Source organism: Brevibacillus sp. MCWH, from assembly GCF_013096935.1.
Taxonomy (GTDB): Bacteria; Bacillota; Bacilli; order Brevibacillales; family Brevibacillaceae; genus Brevibacillus; species Brevibacillus aydinogluensis.
In genome coordinates, this window is sequence record NZ_SDLF01000025.1 from 35,127 (window position 1) to 51,968 (window position 16,842).

The 16,842-nt window shown below is 54.8% G+C and carries 18 protein-coding genes, 1 tRNA gene, 1 rRNA gene and 1 other annotated feature; of the genes, 6 read left to right on the plus strand and 14 right to left on the minus strand.

What is annotated here, in order from left to right:
- Nucleotides 1–10 precede the first annotated feature (10 nt).
- Nucleotides 11–925, plus strand: coding sequence for a DUF7916 family protein (locus ETC00_RS17400; protein WP_171567392.1), 915 nt, complete (start codon nucleotides 11–13; stop codon nucleotides 923–925).
- A gap of 64 nt (nucleotides 926–989) precedes the next feature.
- On the opposite strand, the gene ETC00_RS17405 is transcribed toward ETC00_RS17400, so the two are convergent.
- Both ETC00_RS17405 and ETC00_RS17410 read right to left on the minus strand, forming a co-directional pair.
- Nucleotides 990–1,184: a hypothetical protein gene (locus ETC00_RS17405; RefSeq protein WP_171567393.1), complete on the minus strand. Its 195-nt coding sequence runs from the start codon at nucleotides 1,182–1,184 to the stop codon at nucleotides 990–992.
- 62 nt (nucleotides 1,185–1,246) lie between these two features.
- Nucleotides 1,247–1,465: a helix-turn-helix domain-containing protein gene (locus tag ETC00_RS17410; protein WP_171567394.1), complete on the minus strand. Its 219-nt coding sequence runs from the start codon at nucleotides 1,463–1,465 to the stop codon at nucleotides 1,247–1,249.
- 164 nt (nucleotides 1,466–1,629) lie between these two features.
- Between ETC00_RS17410 and ETC00_RS17415 the strand changes: the two genes are divergently transcribed.
- Nucleotides 1,630–1,986, plus strand: a complete 357-nt coding sequence (locus ETC00_RS17415; protein WP_230077596.1) for a helix-turn-helix domain-containing protein — start codon at nucleotides 1,630–1,632, stop codon at nucleotides 1,984–1,986.
- A gap of 105 nt (nucleotides 1,987–2,091) precedes the next feature.
- Complete coding sequence (locus tag ETC00_RS17420) at nucleotides 2,092–2,628, plus strand: ImmA/IrrE family metallo-endopeptidase (RefSeq protein ID WP_171567395.1); 537 nt, start codon at nucleotides 2,092–2,094, stop codon at nucleotides 2,626–2,628.
- Between the two features lie 129 nt (nucleotides 2,629–2,757).
- Here the strand turns inward: ETC00_RS17420 and ETC00_RS17425 are convergent, their stop codons facing one another.
- Nucleotides 2,758–3,090 (minus strand): winged helix-turn-helix transcriptional regulator, encoded by a 333-nt coding sequence (locus tag ETC00_RS17425; protein WP_171567396.1) that lies wholly within the window; start codon nucleotides 3,088–3,090, stop codon nucleotides 2,758–2,760.
- A gap of 105 nt (nucleotides 3,091–3,195) precedes the next feature.
- Here ETC00_RS17425 and ETC00_RS17430 point away from each other — a divergent pair, with 105 nt between their 5' ends.
- Nucleotides 3,196–3,348: a hypothetical protein gene (locus tag ETC00_RS17430; protein WP_171567397.1), complete on the plus strand. Its 153-nt coding sequence runs from the start codon at nucleotides 3,196–3,198 to the stop codon at nucleotides 3,346–3,348.
- A gap of 171 nt (nucleotides 3,349–3,519) precedes the next feature.
- Complete coding sequence (gene pdaA, locus ETC00_RS17435; protein WP_171567398.1) at nucleotides 3,520–4,311, plus strand: delta-lactam-biosynthetic de-N-acetylase; 792 nt, start codon at nucleotides 3,520–3,522, stop codon at nucleotides 4,309–4,311.
- Nucleotides 4,312–5,236: 925 nt separating this feature from the next.
- Here pdaA and ETC00_RS17440 read toward each other — a convergent pair.
- The 10 genes from ETC00_RS17440 to guaB all read right to left on the minus strand — a co-directional run bounded on the left by ETC00_RS17440 (nucleotide 5,237) and on the right by guaB (nucleotide 15,397).
- Nucleotides 5,237–5,313, minus strand: a tRNA-Arg gene (locus ETC00_RS17440).
- Between the two features lie 90 nt (nucleotides 5,314–5,403).
- Nucleotides 5,404–6,684, minus strand: a complete 1,281-nt coding sequence (aceA, locus tag ETC00_RS17445; protein WP_171567399.1) for an isocitrate lyase — start codon at nucleotides 6,682–6,684, stop codon at nucleotides 5,404–5,406.
- Nucleotides 6,685–6,700: 16 nt separating this feature from the next.
- Nucleotides 6,701–8,311: a malate synthase A gene (aceB, locus tag ETC00_RS17450; RefSeq protein ID WP_171567400.1), complete on the minus strand. Its 1,611-nt coding sequence runs from the start codon at nucleotides 8,309–8,311 to the stop codon at nucleotides 6,701–6,703.
- A 95-nt stretch (nucleotides 8,312–8,406) separates the two neighbouring features.
- Nucleotides 8,407–8,559, minus strand: coding sequence for a hypothetical protein (locus tag ETC00_RS17455; RefSeq protein ID WP_171567401.1), 153 nt, complete (start codon nucleotides 8,557–8,559; stop codon nucleotides 8,407–8,409).
- Nucleotides 8,560–8,751: 192 nt separating this feature from the next.
- A complete protein-coding gene (gene serS / locus ETC00_RS17460) occupies nucleotides 8,752–10,041 on the minus strand; it encodes a serine--tRNA ligase (RefSeq protein WP_171567402.1) in 1,290 nt (429 codons plus the stop codon).
- A gap of 109 nt (nucleotides 10,042–10,150) precedes the next feature.
- Nucleotides 10,151–10,380: a binding site (T-box leader), on the minus strand.
- A gap of 113 nt (nucleotides 10,381–10,493) precedes the next feature.
- Nucleotides 10,494–11,084, minus strand: a complete 591-nt coding sequence (gene pdxT / locus ETC00_RS17465) for a pyridoxal 5'-phosphate synthase glutaminase subunit PdxT (RefSeq protein ID WP_171567403.1) — start codon at nucleotides 11,082–11,084, stop codon at nucleotides 10,494–10,496.
- 10 nt (nucleotides 11,085–11,094) lie between these two features.
- The gene (gene pdxS / locus ETC00_RS17470) at nucleotides 11,095–11,979 is read right to left on the minus strand and encodes a pyridoxal 5'-phosphate synthase lyase subunit PdxS (protein WP_171567404.1); all 885 of its coding nucleotides are present in this window, start codon (nucleotides 11,977–11,979) and stop codon (nucleotides 11,095–11,097) included.
- 105 nt (nucleotides 11,980–12,084) lie between these two features.
- Nucleotides 12,085–13,389 carry a D-alanyl-D-alanine carboxypeptidase family protein gene (locus ETC00_RS17475; protein WP_171567405.1) on the minus strand — a complete coding sequence of 435 codons (1,305 nt, stop codon included), beginning with the start codon at nucleotides 13,387–13,389 and terminating at the stop codon, nucleotides 12,085–12,087.
- Nucleotides 13,390–13,568: 179 nt separating this feature from the next.
- Nucleotides 13,569–13,745 (minus strand): hypothetical protein, encoded by a 177-nt coding sequence (locus ETC00_RS17480; RefSeq protein WP_171567406.1) that lies wholly within the window; start codon nucleotides 13,743–13,745, stop codon nucleotides 13,569–13,571.
- Between the two features lie 191 nt (nucleotides 13,746–13,936).
- A complete protein-coding gene (gene guaB / locus ETC00_RS17485; protein WP_171567407.1) occupies nucleotides 13,937–15,397 on the minus strand; it encodes an IMP dehydrogenase in 1,461 nt (486 codons plus the stop codon).
- 170 nt (nucleotides 15,398–15,567) lie between these two features.
- Between guaB and ETC00_RS17490 the strand changes: the two genes are divergently transcribed.
- Nucleotides 15,568–16,572, plus strand: a complete 1,005-nt coding sequence (locus ETC00_RS17490) for a YaaC family protein (protein ID WP_171567408.1) — start codon at nucleotides 15,568–15,570, stop codon at nucleotides 16,570–16,572.
- A 97-nt stretch (nucleotides 16,573–16,669) separates the two neighbouring features.
- On the opposite strand, the gene ETC00_RS17495 is transcribed toward ETC00_RS17490, so the two are convergent.
- Nucleotides 16,670–16,842 (minus strand): 23S ribosomal RNA (locus ETC00_RS17495); the annotation flags it as partial.

Genomic DNA, 16,842 nt, shown 5'->3' on the forward strand with positions numbered 1-16,842 from the left:
GAGGAAGACGATGAAACGATTGTTGGACTGCACAGCTTCCGATTTCTCACGGATGACCGGGCAGGATGTAAAGCGGGCAATCAAGGCCTCTGAAGGGCGAGTGCTGGTAGCCGAAGTGATCTCCTCCGTCTCCCCACTCTACCCCAGTGTTACCAATGCAGAATTGGCCGCCGCTTTTGGTGCCGACATGATCCTGCTCAATCTCTTTGACGTGTTTCAGCCGCACGTGGAAGGACTGACCGCTGCGCCCGATGAGACGGTACATGAGTTGAAACGGCTCATCGGACGGCCCGTCGGCCTCAACCTGGAACCAGTCGACCCACAGGCCAGAGCGGCAGAACAACTGCTCCCCCTGCCCCCAGGGCGGCTGGCCTCGGCGGAAACCTTTGTCGAGGCAAAACGGCTCGGTTTTGACTTCCTCTGCCTGACCGGCAACCCCAAGACCGGAGTGACCAACCGGGAAATCAGGCAGGCGATCCGCACCGCCCGTGAAGTCATGGGCAAAGACGCCTTGATCATGGCCGGGAAAATGCACGGCGCTGGCGTAGCAGATGAAGCCGGTGGCAATTTGATAGAAGAGCAGACGATTGTCCAGTTTATCGAAGCAGGGGCGGACATCATCCTGCTCCCCTCGCCCGGCACAATTCCCGGCATCACGCTTGATGCGGCCAAATCCATGGTCGATCTGGCCCACCGCCACGGCGCATTGGCCCTATTGGCCACCGGCACCAGTCAGGAAGGGGCAGACGAGGCGACCATTCGCCAGATCGCGCTGAACAGCAAAATGGCCGGGGCCGATCTGTATCACATCGGCGACGCCGGTTACAATGGCATCGCTATCCCGGAAAACATCATGCACTACTCCATCGCCGTGCGCGGAAAACGGCATACCTATGTGCGGATGGCCGCATCGGTCCTGCGGTAACGCCAGACAGCACAACGAAGCGGTTTCCCCCGTGGGCTCGTCCGTTTGGGGAAACCGCTTTTTCTCACGGCACCTGCCCGGCAATCGGGGCGGTCAGTGCCGCGTCGCTCTCCCTTTGCAGTTCCCGCTCAAACGACTCCAAGCGACGAAGGAAATCCTGACAGGCAGAAACGCTTTGGGGCTCCATCATCGCTAGCTCGTATGCCAGTGTCCTTTTCCAGATTTCCAACTGCCGCATGTTGGCTTCCCGGACTTCCACCTCTTTCCCCCCTGACCGATCTCTTGCCATATCGCTCTGTGATCTGTTTGTCTCTGTATTTGTCATATCAGCAAAATCAAGCACTGAAACAAGTCGCGCAGTTCGCATTTCAGCTTTCTGGCCAACACCGGCAGGTGATTCGCCTTGAAGTCGTACTCGCCCTTTTCGTATTTCAGATAGGTAGACGCGTTCTTGAAGCCCAGTGATTCCGCCATGTCCTGCAACGTGATTCCCGTTTCGAGCCGTCGCCTTGCGATGAATCCCAGATTGACTTTGTTCAATCAGCATCCCCCTTTATTTGCCAAATTAGCAAATCTTTAACCATTATAATACCGTTTCAATTTTCACAAAGTCAACACGTTCTTTGTTAAATTAACAAAAATTGTGTTTTCCGTTATGGAAAATTGTTAGAATAATTATTGCCATAGCGGAAAGGTTGTGACGAATGATGTCAACAGTCGGTCAACGGATCAAATGGCTCCGGGAACAAAAGCGGTGGTCCCAAATCCAATTGGCCGAAAAACTGCAAATTCACAACACGGTGCTCTCACGGATTGAGTCGGGTGAGAAAAAGAGTGTGGACAACCATCTGCTCTCGAAAGTTGCCGATGTGTTCAACGTCTCCGCCGATTTCCTTCTCGGCAAGACGAATGACCCGACGCCCTCATGGGGAACCCGGAAAAATCCGGAGGAGCATATTTCGTTCTTTGACTTGGAGGGATTGAGCCCATCCGAGATTGAAGAAGTGAAAAAGCACATCGACTATTTGCGGTGGAAAGCCCGACAGTCGGACAAACCATGACCGGCAGGGGCAGGACGTGTCTTACCAAACACTGTCCCGTGCACGGCGTTTTCTTTTCGCACAATACCGAACATACGTTCTGTTTCTTGCAAAGGAGGAATGCACATGCTCCGCGATTACAAACAAACGGAACTGGAAAAATGGGTGGGCGCTTTTTATGCCAGACTGGGGATGCGACATGCGGGAGATTTGCGCGAGGAAACGGTCGCCGAAGCCCTCGGCATTGAGCTTGTGTACCGTCCTTGTCCATCGATGCGGTACGAAGCCGGCGGCTATCGCTGCATCACGATCAATTCCGCCCTGCCCCGGCCAATCCAGCGTGAGCAGTTTTTTCATGAGCTGGGGCATATATTGCGCGGACATACCGGGAAACAGCTGGAGATGAGAAAATCGTTCCACGACCTGCAGGAGGCCCAGGCTTCGCAGTTTCAACTTTACGCGGCCCTGCCGTTTTTCATGGTATCCAGGTTGAGACTGACCGACTGCCAGACTCATCCGGCCTGCTTGCTGGCCCAGGAGTTTGGCGTAACCCGGCAGCTGGCGGAAAAGCGGCTCGCTCAGATTCGCCGCCGCATCATCAGCGAACGCCTGCACCGCCAGTTCGTCGCCCGCCTCCACGGCAGGGGCCCGCGTCCGGCTTGAGATGCGCGGCGCAGCCGAAGCACGTCCGAAACAGTCCCTTGCAGGGAACGGCCTCGCATTGAACGATGCGGTCCTTTCCAAGCAAATCAGCGCCGTACACAATGTCCGGCGCTTTGTTCGTAAGTCCGTTCAGTTGACTGTTTTCTGATCCAGTTCGATCCACTCTTGTGCCCATTTCTCGATGCCTTTGATGATCGGTTCCAGTGCGCGTCCTTTATCCGTAAGCGAATATTCCACCCTCACCGGAGCGGAATCCGTATAGACTTCCCGATGCACCAGTCCTTCCTTCTCCAGATCCTTCAGCCGTTCCGACAAAAGCCTGCCGCTGATCGGAAGCGCCTCTTCAATTGAACAAAAACGCTGCGGTCCCAAAAGAAGCTGGTGCAGGATCAGCCCTGTCCAGCGTTTGCTCAGCAGATGCATGGCTTTTTCAAACTTCGGGCACAGAGAAGACTGCTTCATGGAAATCACCCCATTCTCCATTCAGTATATCGCTCTTTTTTCCTTGCATCAAAATCTGGCCCGCAACCATCCTAGTGAATGGAAACATACGGAGGTGAGTGCTGCATGCCCGATCAAAAAGAGAGAGCCATGGCCATTTTTGAAGTGGAAGACAGGATTCCGGTCGGTTCCATAGACAAGACCCGAGCCGAAATGCCCGATCGCTCCGAACAATATCCCATTCCGGCCCCCCGTCCCGTCCCCTGGGAGGAGGCCTGAGCACATCCGGCCTTCCCGCTCCATGTGGCAGGGAAAGGCCGTTTTGTATGGGTTGCCAACCTGTTTTTTCCAAAAGCGCCTGGTCGCGGCAGGCACATAACTTGCCAACGTTGATGGGACAATATCGCTAGGTAAAGGGAAGCCTATTGTCACAAAGGAGGGCAGGTTACCATGAAGCGCCTTACCATTTTGTCCGCTGTCTTGCTGCTCGTAACCATCGTGTTGGGGCATGCGGCTGCCCATCCCGATACGGCGTACCACTTTGGCTTTAAAAAGAGCAGGGACGGCAAACTTCCTTCCATTGACCAGGAAGGATTCAAATCCGTTGTGGAGAAGCACGGGGCTATCTTTTTGGGAGATACGACCAAAAAAGAACTGTATCTGACCTTTGACAACGGGTACGAAAACGGCTACACCGCGCAAATATTGGACACGCTCAAGGCCAAAAAGGTGCCGGCCATCTTTTTCGTGACCGGACATTACGTAAAAGACCAGCCCGACCTCATCAAACGGATGGCGGCAGAAGGGCATCTGATCGGAAACCACTCCTGGAGCCACCCCGACATGACGAAACTTTCCAACGAACGCATCCGGGAAGAGCTGGAGAAGGTACAGACGGAAGTAGCCCGGATCACTGGTCAAAAAGAGATGCGCTTTTTGCGTCCGCCAAGGGGAATTTTCAGCGACCGCTCCCTTGCGGCCTGCAAGCAGCTGGGCTATACCAGCATCTTCTGGTCGATTGCCTACAAAGACTGGGACACCAAGGTGCAAAGAGGCTGGCGGTACGCGTACGACAGCGTCATCTCACAGCTTCACCCGGGTGCCGTCATCCTGCTGCACGCCGTCTCCCGCGACAACGCAGAAGCGCTGGGTGCAATCATCGACGAGGCGCGCAAACGGGGGTACGAATTCAAGAGCCTGGATCAGCTGGTCCCGCACAATCCCTCGACACCTGTTCCGTAAAACGGCCTGCCAGCAAAGGGCTGATTGCCGCCTGTCTCAAGCACAAATACGCCCATACAGGGGTTGCACCCATGAAAAAGCCGTCTCCCATCAGAGAGACGGCTCAGATTGAAGACAAACTGTTTATTTAGTAAGCGTCCACAAGAAAACGATTTTCATAATTCCCAGGCCGGAAGGCCTGCACATTCATCAACCGAAGCTGAAGACAACGTACATCGCATGGAGGGATGGGCCAAGCGAGCTCCTTTGACGACCTGCTCAGCGGAAAAACGAAAGACGCGGGGATAAACAGGGGGCACAAGTCTCACTTCGTCGAAACACCCAGATGTTTGCCCCCTGCCCGCGTCGCGTTTTGGAGCGGACATCATCCACTTCTTTGCTGGGCGTCAAGAGAGCGAGCGGGCCCGATCACCCATGCGCCACGGACTTTGTCTACATGCTGAGCCGTCTCCCATCAGAGAGACGGCTTTTTGCCCAGGTTCGCTTTCGTTTCAGCATCTTCACGTTTTTCTTTATAACAATCCATGCATAGCTCGTTGTTGTTTTCAATTTCATACTCCGTCAGACGAACCCGACATACTCGACATTGTCTTTCGGTTAATACCAAATTCAATGAGTATACCCCTTTCTTCTCACGGTCGTCATTGTCATTGACATTGTATCCCATAATGAGGGGAAATGAATCCGCTCGATGTTAAAATTGTGTGAATTATTAAATAAGTATTATTCCCATTTATTTACAATGGATTGGTGTAGATCCTTTCAATTAATTCGTGGATGGGGCTGTTATTCCCGATCGTTTCATATATTTTCCATACAGTTCAGAGTGCGAATAATACTCAGTGCCACGCCTAAGAACCAATTTCCTGTCTTACTCTCCACATAAAAAGAAAAAAACCTTGGATTCCCAAGGTTTTTCATGGAATGGCGTCCCCGAGAGGACTCGAACCTCCGACACGCAGTTTAGGAAACTGCTGCTCTATCCAGCTGAGCTACGAGGACGTATTGCACCTACTCTAATTAATTATATGAGGGAAGTCGATTTTTTGCAATTGGGAGGACCAGGGATGATGCCCTGGTCCTGACGTTTCATCAGCTATGGGTAAACTGTTCTTCCTCCGTGGAGCCTTTCAAGGCCGTGGTCGACGAGGTGCCGCCGGCGATCACCTGGGCCACTTCGTCAAAGTAGCCGGTGCCGACCTCGCGCTGGTGGCGGGTCGCGGTATATCCGTATGGCTCGCTCGCAAACTCCGCCTGCTGCAGCTCGGAGTAGGCGGCCATGCCGCGCTCGCGGTAGCCTCGGGCCAGCTCAAACATGCTGTGGTTGAGCGAGTGGAAGCCAGCCAGGGTGACGAATTGAAACTTGTACCCCATCTCGCCCAGCTCATCCTGAAAACGGGCGATCGCAGCTTCATCCAGCTTCCGTTTCCAGTTGAACGACGGGGAGCAGTTGTACGCCAGCAATTTCCCCGGGAATTGTGCGTGAATGGCTTCAGCAAACCGGCGCGCTTCCTCCAGATTGGGCTCCGAGGTTTCGCACCAGATCAAATCGGCGTACGGCGCGTAGCTGAGGCCGCGCGCGATAGCCGCATCCAGCCCGCCGCGCATGCGGAAGAATCCTTCGGGTGTGCGCTCGCCGGTGAGGAACGGCTTGTCGCGGTCGTCGATGTCGCTGGTGATCAAAAAGGCTCCGTTGGCATCCGTACGAGCGATGATCACGGTCGGTACGCCCATCACATCGGCGGCAAAGCGGGCTGCGATCAGGTTGCGAATGGCCAACTGCGTGGGAATCAGCACTTTTCCGCCCATGTGGCCGCACTTTTTCTCCGAAGCCAGCTGGTCTTCGAAGTGAACGCCGGCGGCTCCCGCTTCGATCATGCTTTTCATCAGTTCAAACACGTTGAGCGGTCCGCCAAAACCAGCTTCCGCATCAGCCACGATCGGCGCAAACCAGTAGATGTCGCCGGTCCCTTCCGCCTGCTGGATCTGGTCGGCCCGCTGGAACGCCTGATTGATCCGCTTGACCACATGGGGAACGCTGTTGGCCGGATACAAGCTCTGATCGGGGTACATCTGCCCGGCCAGGTTGGCGTCAGCCGCTACCTGCCAGCCGCTCAGGTAGATGGCTTTCAAGCCCGCTTTCACCTGCTGAATTGCCTGGTTTCCGGTGAGGGCACCCAGCGCCTTGATGTGGTGTTCCGTGTGGAGCAAATGCCACAGCCGCTCTGCCCCCATCCGTGCCAACGTATGTTCAATCTGCACCGAACCGCGCAGCCGGACGACGTCCTCTGCCGTATACGGGCGGACAATCCCCTTCCAACGCTCCGCCTTCCAGCTTTCCTCCACCTGTCTGATTGCCTCTTGCTTGTTCATCCTCTTCCACTCCTTTTTATTCAAGATAGCCATAGCCCGGGATGGTCAAGAACTCTTCGAATTCGTCTGCTGTCACCAGCCGCAGAAACAGTTCGCCCGCCAGCTGGAATTTGCCGCTCTCGTACCGTTCCTGGCCGATGGCTTGTTTCAAGGCTTGCAGTTCCTCACTCACCCACTGTTTGACCAGTCCGGCGGTAATCTTCCGCCCGTCCGGCAGCACGCCCCGGCGGTGGCGAATCCACTGCCAGACCTGGGCGCGGGAAATTTCCGCCGTGGCCGCGTCTTCCATCAGGTTGTTGATCGGCACCGCGCCGTGGCCGCGCAGCCAGGCTTCGATGTACTGGATGCCGACGCTGATGTTGGTGCGCACGCCCTCTTCCGTAATCGGCCCTTCTGGCACCGCCAGCAGGTCGGCAGCCGTGACCTGCACATCCTCCCGCTTGTACCAGATCTGATTGGCTTCCGGCATCAAGCGGTCAAACACTTCCATCGCTACCGGCACCAATCCGGGATGGGCCACCCAGGTGCCGTCATGGCCGTCGTAGGCTTCCCGCTCCTTGTCGGCCCGCACCTTGGCCAGCGCTTCTTCGTTTTTGACCGGATCGTTTTTGACCGGAATTTGCGCCGCCATTCCCCCGATGCAGGGAGCCTGCCGCCTGTGGCACGTCTTGACTGCTAGCGTGGTATACGCCCGCATGAACGGCACCGTCATCGTCACCAAAGCGCGGTCGGGGAGGATGACATCGGGCTGGTTGCGCAGTTTTTTGATGTAGCTGAAAATGTAGTCCCACCGGCCGCAGTTGAGTCCGGCGCTGTGCTCACGCAACTCGTACAGGATTTCATCCATCTCAAACGCGGCCAGAATCGTTTCGACCAACACCGTCGCCTTGATCGTGCCGCGCGGAATCCCCAATTCGTCCTGGGCAAACAGGAAGACGTCGTTCCAGAGACGGGCTTCCAGGTGGTTCTCCAGTTTGGGCAGGTAAAAGTACGGACCCGAGCCTTTTTCCAGCAAGACACGGGCGTTGTGGAAGAAATACAATCCGAAGTCAAACAGACTGCCGGAGAGCGGCTGCCCATCCAACAACACGTGTTTTTCTTCCAGATGCCAACCGCGCGGACGGACGATCAGCACAGCCGTTTTTTCCTTCAGCGCGTACTGCTTGCCTTCCGGGCTGGTGTAGGTAATGGTGCGCCTCACCGCATCGCGCATGTTGATTTGTCCCTGGATCGTGTTGGTCCACGTCGGCGAGTTGGCGTCTTCAAAGTCGGCCATAAACATCCGGGCTCCCGAGTTGAGCGCGTTGATCACCATTTTGCGGTCGCCGGCCGGACCGGTAATCTCCACCCGGCGGTCCTGCAGGTCGGGCGGCAGGGGAGCCACCGTCCAATCAGCCTTGCGAATGTGGGCGGTCTCAGGCAAAAAATCGGGCAGCTTCCCGCAGTCAATCTCCTCCTGCCGTTTGATCCGCTGTTTCAACAGATCCCGCCGCCTCTCGCCAAAGGCCCGCTCCAGTTTGATCAAGAATCGGATTGCGTCGGGAGTGAGAATCTCCTCATACTGCGGCGACAGCGCGCCGGTGATCGTCACTTCGGCTGGGTAATGGTTGGTGTGCAGCGTAGTCAAAACAGGTTCCTCCTCTCCTGAACCAAAACGTTATTATGATACAGAAGAAAATTTAATCAATCTATTATAGTACAGTACTGCCAAAAAAAATGGCCTTAATCCAGATACCCGCTGCCGCTGCAGTGGCTGCAGCTTACACAGCCGTCACCGTGGCAATGATGGCACTCCACCCCGTGCTCGTCATAGCCCGCTCCGCCGCAGTGCGGACAATTCTGTTCGCCGTTTCCTTCACACCGAAAGCAGTTCATTTCCGTTCCCTCCACTCCTGTATTAATACAATAATCAACTTTCTTGCCGTTATTATATAACAGTGGTTCGTACAACGCAACACCATTTTCGAAAAATTCCGCTGTTTTTGTTACATAAAAAAACCGGCTCCCCATCCAAATGGACGTGAGAGTCGGTTTTTTCTATGCTGACTGTCTGTATGCTGTACGTCGTCAGCGGCTTTCCTTCGGCACGATCTTTTCCATTCCGCCCATGTACGGACGCAGTACCTCCGGAATGACAATGGAGCCGTCTTCCTGCTGGTAGTTTTCCAGCAGGGCGGCCACGGTGCGGCCGATTGCCAGACCGGAGCCGTTGAGTGTATGGACGAACTCCGGCTTGCTCTTCGCGTCGCGGCGGAACCGGATGTTGGCCCGACGCGCCTGGAAGTCCTCAAAGTTGGAACACGAGGAGATTTCCCGATACGTATTGTAGCTGGGGAGCCATACCTCCAGGTCGTACTTTTTCGCGGCGGTAAACCCGAGGTCGCCGGTGCACATGTTCATCACGCGGTACGGCAGGCCGAGGAGCTGCAGCACTTTTTCCGCGTTTTTCACCAGCTTTTCCAATTCGTCGTAAGAGTCTTCCGGTTTGACGAACTTCACCATCTCCACCTTGTTAAACTGGTGCTGGCGAATCAGTCCGCGCGTATCGCGGCCGGCCGATCCGGCTTCGGAACGGAAACAAGCGCTGTACGCGGCGTAATAGATCGGCAGGTCGGCTGCATCGAGAATCTCGTCGCGGTGAATGTTGGTCACCGGCACCTCCGCTGTCGGGATCAGGAAGTAATCCGGCCCATCCAGTTTGAAGGCATCCTCCTCAAATTTGGGAAGCTGACCGGTGCCGGTCATGCTGGTGCGATTGACGATGTACGGCGGCAAAATCTCTTCGTATCCGTGTTCGCTGGTATGCAGATCCAGCATGAAGTTCATCAGCGCCCGCTCCAGACGCGCTCCCAGCCCCTTGTAAAAGACAAACCGGCTGCCTGTTACCTTGGCCGCCGCTTCAAAGTCGAGGATGCCCAGATTGGCAGCCAGCTCCCAGTGCGGCTTTGGCTCAAACGTAAAATTGCGCGGTTCGCCCCAGGTCCAGGCCACTACGTTGTCTTCTTCCGACGTACCGATCGGCACGCTCTCGTGCGGCAGATTGGGCAGGCTCAGCAAAATCTGCTCCAATTGTTCGTCCAGCTGGCGCAGTTCTTCGTCCAGCGCCTTGATGCGCTCGTTCACCTGTTTCATTTCGGCGATCAGGTGGTCGGCGTTTTCTTTGTTGCGCTTCATGATCGCCACTTGTTCGGAGACCGTGTTTCGCTTATTTTTCAACGATTCCGCTTCTTGAATAACCTGGCGCCGCTTTTCATCCGTCTCGGCGAACTGGTCGAGCGCGGAAATGTCTTCGTTGCGATGTGCCAACCGGCGTTTTACCTCTTCCAAATTGCTGCGCAAAACTTTCACGTCAAGCATGTAATTCCCTCCTAATCTCTATGATTCCTTATTCTGGAAAGAGTAGTTGTCCAGATGTGAATGGCGAAAGCGCGTTCCTGCGGGACAGTAAAAAACACTCGTCCCCTCTGTAAGGGACGAGTGCTGTATACCCGCGTTGCCACCCTTGTTGGCAAATGCGTTTGTCCGTTTCCATCCGCATTTGCCCGCTCTCATCCGTCGTAACGGGACGGTTACCGGGCAAAGTTTGAAGCTTTGCCACTCCGAGGTGGATTCCCTTGCACGCCGGATCGGTTTTCACCCGCCACCGACTCTCTGGGCCTGGCTTATGCAAAGTACTGGCCTCATCATCGCATTCAATATTCGATACATCTATTGTTAACTGTACTACAGGTTCTATACCTGTGTAAAGGAGGCGGTTGACAAAAAAACCGGCACCACGTGCGGTACCGGTTTTTTATGTGAGTGCGGGATCAGGCCTGAACTTTATCGGCCCGGTACTCCTTCACCATGTCAAAGAAGAATTTGTGGATGCGCGCATCCTCCGTCAGTTCCGGGTGGAAGGCAGCTGCCAGGTAATGGCCTTGGCGGGCGGCGACAATTTTGTCTTCGTACTTCGCCAGCACCTGACCGTTTTCCCCCAGTTCCATAATGTACGGCGCCCGAATAAAGACAGCCGGAAAATCGGGAGCGATGCCCGCCACGGGCAGATCGACTTCAAAGCTCTCCTTTTGACGTCCAAACGCGTTGCGCTCCACCTTCATGTCCATCAGACCGAGGTGGCAGTCATCCTGGCCGTTGATGCGGTTGGCCAGCAGGATGGCGCCGGCACATGTGCCAAAAATCGGTTTTTTGGCTTGGCCAAACTGGCGGATGGCTTCCATAAAGCCGTATTTGTGCATCAACTTGCTGATTGTGGTGCTTTCCCCGCCGGGGATCACCAGACCGTCCAGATCGTTGAGCTCTTCCACTTTTTTCACCGGGACCGCTGTTGCACCGACTTGTTCCAGCATGCGGATGTGTTCGGCTACAGCTCCCTGCAGGGCAAGTACGCCAATTTTCATGTTGTTCACCTTACCAGCCGCGCTCTTGCATGCGATCTGCTTCGCGCAGTTTGGAGATTTCGATACCCGGCATAGCCGTACCCAGTCCTTTGGAGACGCGGGCAATCAGATCGTAGTCGGTGTAGTGCGTCGTCGCTTCGACGATGGCGCGGGCGTATTTCTCCGGATTCTCCGATTTGAAGATACCGGAGCCGACGAACACGCCATCTGCCCCAAGCTGCATCATCAGTGCAGCGTCGGACGGCGTAGCCACACCACCGGCTGCGAAGTTGACAACCGGCAGCTTCCCGTTTTTATGCACGTATTCCAGAAGTTCGTACGGTGCACCCAGGTTTTTCGCTTCCGCCATCAGTTCGTCGTAGGACATGCTTTGCACTTTGCGAATCTGTGCCTGCATCGTGCGCATGTGGCGAACCGCTTCCACGATGTTGCCCGTACCCGGCTCCCCTTTGGTGCGGATCATGGACGCGCCTTCACCGATGCGGCGCAGCGCTTCGCCCAGATCGCGGGCACCGCAGACAAACGGAACCGTAAAGTCTTTTTTGTTGATGTGGAACATGTCGTCGGCAGGAGTGAGCACTTCACTCTCGTCGATGTAGTCAACGCCCATCGCCTCGAGCACGCGTGCTTCAACGAAGTGGCCAATCCGTGCCTTGGCCATGACCGGGATGGATACCGCTTTCATCACTTCTTCCACGATGCCCAGGTCAGCCATGCGCGCCACTCCGCCGGCCGCGCGAATATCAGACGGTACGCGTTCCAGTGCCATAACGGCAACGGCACCGGCCGCTTCCGCGATCTTCGCTTGTTCGGCATTTACGACGTCCATGATGACGCCGCCTTTTTGCATTTCAGCCATACCTTTTTTAACGCGGGACGTTCCTACTTGTACCATGCTTTTTGCCTCCTACCCATGTGGACTCTAGATCTGCACGTTTTTGTGCAAACGTTGTCGTAATATTCACCATTGTAAACGAAGTGTGATTTTCGACACAACCACTTATTTGCCGGTGACGCTGCTGAAAATGTTACTAATAAATTGGATGATGCTGCGGAAGAACAGGCGAATCCAGCTTGCTTCCTCTACGTCTTGTCCAGCCACGAGGTCGACGCCCCCCTTGGTCACGTCTTCCGGCTGCAGGTAGTCGCTGTCCTTTTCTCCTTCTTCTTTAAAGACCACTTTCCCGATGACCTGTCCTTTCGTCAGCGGCGCATTCAGATCCTGGAAGGTCACGACCGGCGTAAACTTGGTGTCCTCGCCAATTTGGGTCAGGACGTTTACCTCTTTACTCGTTACAGCTGGTACGGTCAGGTCCACACCGTTTTTCACCGGCGCGGTTTCAAAGCCTTTTACCGCGGCTCCCTTCTCCACCTTTTTGGTCAGCTTGAAGTTGCTGAAGCCGTAGTCAAACAGCTTTTTGGTTTCTTCAAAGCGCTTCAACTCGCTGCTGGTCCCCATGACGACGCTGATCAGGCGCATATCATCCCGTGTTGCCGTACCGGTGAAACAGTATCCCGCCGCCGACGTATAGCCGGTCTTCAAACCATCTACCCCCGGATAGTAGCTGAGCAGTCCGGGAAGCATCCAGTTGTAGTTTTTCTTTTTGATCACGTTTGGCATACCTTCACGGAACGCCAGCTCCGGAATTTTGGAGTATTCCAACGCTTCCGGGAAATCGCGAATCAGCGCGCGGGCCAGGATCGCGGAGTCCCGTGCGGACATCATGTTTTCCTTTTGTTCGGATTGCGGTGCATACGGCCCCAGATCTTCAACGGGCAAACCGGTCGACGTCACGAACGAGGTGTTTTTCATCCCCAGTTCCTTGGCCTTTTTATTCATCATTGCCACGAAGTTGGCTTCGCTGCCGCCCACTTTTTCCGCAAGCAGCACGGTTGCGTCGTTGGCGGACACGATCGCCATGGCCTTGTACAGATCCTTGACGGTATGAGACTCGCCCATGTTCAGGTAGACGCCTGCGGAGTCCGGCATTTTGGCGATGTAAAAGGCGTATTCGCTCACCTGAACCTTTTCGTCCCACTTGATTTTCTTTTGTTTAATCGCTTCCAGCACGAGGTACTCGGTCATCATCTTGCTCATGCTGGCCGGCGGCAGCGGTACATCCGGATTGCTGCTGTACAGCACCTTGCCCGTGGACGCTTCCACCAGAATGGCCGATTTAACCGCCAACTGCAGGTTGGGCTGTGCAGCTCCTGCGCCGTCAGACAAGCCGCCCCACGCGGTCAAAAACACAGCGACAGAAAGGAACAGTCCCATCAATCGCCTCGTCCATCTTTTTTGTTTCATTTGCTTTACTCACTCTCCCGTTTCTGTCGTTCTTCGCCACGATTGGCATGAGCACACAAGTGTAAGTGTACCATACAAGCAGGGCTTCCTTGAAGGTTGTTTCGACCTGTTTGTCCGCGTCGGAGACTGGAAAAAAACCACTCTCCAATCTTATATAGACGAAAAATCGCGGTGCAAGGTTATGAACGCTTCACAAAAACAGCAACGTTCCACTCACCTTCTATTTGTAAAGGCGAGTCTGCTTTTTTCTGTCCGAAAGCGATCCGGTACACCATTTCTTCGTATTGTTGAAACAAGGCAAGGTAAGCCGCATCATTGCCCGACTGTGCCTGTTTTACGAAGGCAACAACGTCCATTCAGTTTCACTCTCTTCGACACTTAATTAGACAAATCACCCAGGTGTTTGGCTTTCGAGCTTACGTTTTCCAAATTATCTGTTTAATATTGGCAGATGTATAGGTTACACAGTTCCGTTTGCACAGAAAAATGCACCCCCTGCTGTAGGGGGTGCATTTCACAATCGTGAAAGGGTTTTTCGTCAATCGCCCTAGGAGATGGAGTAGTTGGGCGCTTCTTTGGTAATCTGCACGTCGTGCGGGTGGCTTTCCCTCAGACCGGCACCAGTGATGCGGACAAACTGGGAGTTTTCGATCAGCTCCCGAATGGTTTTGGCCCCGCAATAGCCCATGCCGGCACGCAGCCCGCCAACCAATTGATAAACTACGTCAGCCAGCGGACCTTTGTACGGAACGCGGCCTTCGATGCCTTCCGGAACCAGTTTTTGTTCGTTTTCCTGGAAGTAGCGGTCCTTGCTGCCCGCTTTCATTGCACCGATCGACCCCATGCCGCGGTACACCTTGAACCGGCGGCCTTGGTAAATTTCGAATTCGCCGGGGCTTTCCTCGGTTCCGGCGAACAGGCTGCCGATCATGATGGCCGACGCGCCCGCGCCGATCGCTTTTGTCAGGTCACCGGAGTATTTAATGCCGCCATCGGCAATAATTGGAATATTGTACTCTTGGGCAACGCGCGCACAGTCGTAAATGGCGGTAATCTGCGGTACGCCGATACCGGCTACGACACGCGTGGTACAGATGGAGCCGGGTCCAATCCCTACCTTAACCACGGAGGCACCTGCTTCGATCAGGTCGCGGGTTGCCTCACCCGTAGCCACGTTACCCGCCACGATGGTCAGGTCCGGATAGGCTTGTCTCAACTTCTTCACGGTGTTGATGACGTTGATAGAGTGGCCGTGTGCGGTATCCACCACCAGTACGTCTACGCCAGCCTTCACCAGCGCATCCGCCCGTTCAAACGTGTCGGCTGTCACACCGACTGCCGCACCGCAAAGAAGACGTCCCTGCTTGTCTTTTGCAGCGTTCGGGTACTGGATCGCTTTCTCGATGTCCTTGATGGTAATCAACCCTTTGAGAACGTTATTTTCGTCCACCAAGGGCAGTTTCTCGATCTTGTGTTTCTGCAGGATGGCTTCCGCCTGCTGCAGCGTCGTTCCGACAGGAGCCGTTACCAGATTTTCTCTGGTCATGACTTCTTTAATGGGAGTGGAAAAGTCGTGCACAAAACGAAGGTCCCGGTTGGTAAGAATCCCAATGAGGTGGTTCTGCTCATCGACGATGGGGACGCCGGAAATGCGGTATTTGCCCATGAGCTGGTCCGCATCGGCGACGGTATGGTCCGGAGTCAACGAGAACGGATTGGTGATGACGCCGCTTTCCGAGCGCTTGACGCGATCCACTTCACTGGCTTGTTGTTCAATGGTCATGTTTTTATGGATAATCCCGAGACCGCCTTGACGAGCCATGGCAATAGCGAGCTTAGATTCTGTCACCGTGTCCATGCCGGCACTGATCAGGGGAATGTTCAAGGTAACGTTTTCGCTCAGCTTCGTCGTGATGTCGACGTCCCGGGGAAGCACTTCCGATTTGGCCGGAATGAGGAGAACGTCATCAAACGTCAAACCTTCTTTCACGAATTTGTCTTCCCGCACAATAATAAGCTCCTTTCGCCAAAATATTTATCGCCAGTGTAACAAACGGCTTAATTTACTGTCAAGGAAAGCTTGTATCGTTCGGGTATGCCGTCAATTATCCAGATAAATCAAAAAAAAATACCAAGAAAGCGTTACCATTTTACGAAAGTTAACCAAAGGTGATGACGATGCAGGATGCATGGACCACACTGCGCTTGCTGGAAACGGAGCCAGCCGCGCGCAGGTATTTGTCCCACTGCTACCAATCTAGGGGGCTGCCGCACCCCGACCGCCTGGCGTTCCAGCAGAGCACCCGCTTTTTATACACCTGGCAGCAGGCGCGGCAGTTTTACGAAACGGCTCATGGCGCCTCGCTCTCGGTTCGCCCGCTGCTGCTGTTTTACGGGTATGTGCATCTGCTGAAAGGATGGCTGATTACCTGCGACCCTGACTATCCGCAAAACAGCCGCGTGCTGCAGCACGGCGTGACCACGCGCAAGCGGAAGCGCGGAGTATACCATCTGTTGGAGGATGAAGTTCGGCCGCAAAAGGAAGGATTGTTCGCACACCTGGCCCGTCTGTTCGCTCCTACGCCCCTCAATGATCGGTACTCGCTGGATGAACTGTTTGCGTCCTTGTCGGAGTTGAGCGGTCCGTATGCAGTCGTTACCGGAAGAAAATCGCCGTGGGTCCGCCTTGACCTGGGCATCGTAACGCCACACGATGACCAACAGGGAACCGTGTATCGAATAGCGTTCCCCACCGGTTCTGACGGGCCGCTGGCATATTCTCCCGAGACGCTTCGACAGTATATTCGACGGCTTGTTCCCGACGGCTGCGACGCTTTCCTGTTTGAATGGGCAGACAGCATCGGCAGGGAAGCGGTTGTCACTTCGGCCGCTCTTTCGGAATGGGAAAGGCACCCGCTGTTTTCTTTTCATCACGGCTCCCTGTTTTTCTGGAACGGTGCGCCGGAGACACTTCCTCTGCCAACCTGGGCCAGCCACTACCTGATTTTGTACGTGCTCAGCATGCTCTGCCGGTACGAAACGGAGTGGTGGGGGGAGCTGGCGCTAACTTCCTCCTACGCGGAGCGCTATCTCGTGGAGTGCTTCCTCGACAGCCATGCGTACACCTTGCCTACGGTTATTCTGAAGCAAATGCAAAAAAACAACCCCCTCTTTTTCGAGTAAGAGGGGGAAAACAAAACAGCCTTCCCAACGACATGGTTGAGAAGGCTGTACCTCATTCCCTGAAAACTGGATATGCATGGTGCAAAGGATCATTGGAGTGGATAAGTCCTCGACCGATTAGTATTCGTCAGCTCCACGCGTTGCCGCGCTTCCACACCGAACCTATCAACCTCATCGTCTTTGAGGGGTCTTACCAGCTTGACGCTGTGGGAAGTCTCATCTTGGAGGGGGCTTCACGCTTAGATGCTTTCAGCGCTTATCCCGTCCGCA

What these genes read in the sequence shown, in the direction of transcription:
- aceA (WP_171567399.1), bottom strand. Translation starts at nt 6,684, where the DNA reads ATGAACAAGCAAGAGGCAATCAGACAGGTGGAGGAAAGCTGGAAGGCG.
- ETC00_RS17420 (WP_171567395.1), top strand. Translation starts at nt 2,092, where the DNA reads ATGCTCCGCGATTACAAACAAACGGAACTGGAAAAATGGGTGGGCGCT.
- pdxT (WP_171567403.1), bottom strand. Translation starts at nt 11,084, where the DNA reads ATGAAAATTGGCGTACTTGCCCTGCAGGGAGCTGTAGCCGAACACATC.
- ETC00_RS17480 (WP_171567406.1), bottom strand. Translation starts at nt 13,745, where the DNA reads ATGGACGTTGTTGCCTTCGTAAAACAGGCACAGTCGGGCAATGATGCG.
- pdaA (WP_171567398.1), top strand. Translation starts at nt 3,520, where the DNA reads ATGAAGCGCCTTACCATTTTGTCCGCTGTCTTGCTGCTCGTAACCATC.
- ETC00_RS17400 (WP_171567392.1), top strand. Translation starts at nt 11, where the DNA reads ATGAAACGATTGTTGGACTGCACAGCTTCCGATTTCTCACGGATGACC.
- pdxS (WP_171567404.1), bottom strand. Translation starts at nt 11,979, where the DNA reads ATGGTACAAGTAGGAACGTCCCGCGTTAAAAAAGGTATGGCTGAAATG.
- ETC00_RS17430 (WP_171567397.1), top strand. Translation starts at nt 3,196, where the DNA reads ATGCCCGATCAAAAAGAGAGAGCCATGGCCATTTTTGAAGTGGAAGAC.
- ETC00_RS17475 (WP_171567405.1), bottom strand. Translation starts at nt 13,389, where the DNA reads ATGAAACAAAAAAGATGGACGAGGCGATTGATGGGACTGTTCCTTTCT.
- serS (WP_171567402.1), bottom strand. Translation starts at nt 10,041, where the DNA reads ATGCTTGACGTGAAAGTTTTGCGCAGCAATTTGGAAGAGGTAAAACGC.
- ETC00_RS17415 (WP_230077596.1), top strand. Translation starts at nt 1,630, where the DNA reads ATGATGTCAACAGTCGGTCAACGGATCAAATGGCTCCGGGAACAAAAG.
- ETC00_RS17490 (WP_171567408.1), top strand. Translation starts at nt 15,568, where the DNA reads ATGCAGGATGCATGGACCACACTGCGCTTGCTGGAAACGGAGCCAGCC.
- ETC00_RS17425 (WP_171567396.1), bottom strand. Translation starts at nt 3,090, where the DNA reads ATGAAGCAGTCTTCTCTGTGCCCGAAGTTTGAAAAAGCCATGCATCTG.
- ETC00_RS17455 (WP_171567401.1), bottom strand. Translation starts at nt 8,559, where the DNA reads ATGAACTGCTTTCGGTGTGAAGGAAACGGCGAACAGAATTGTCCGCAC.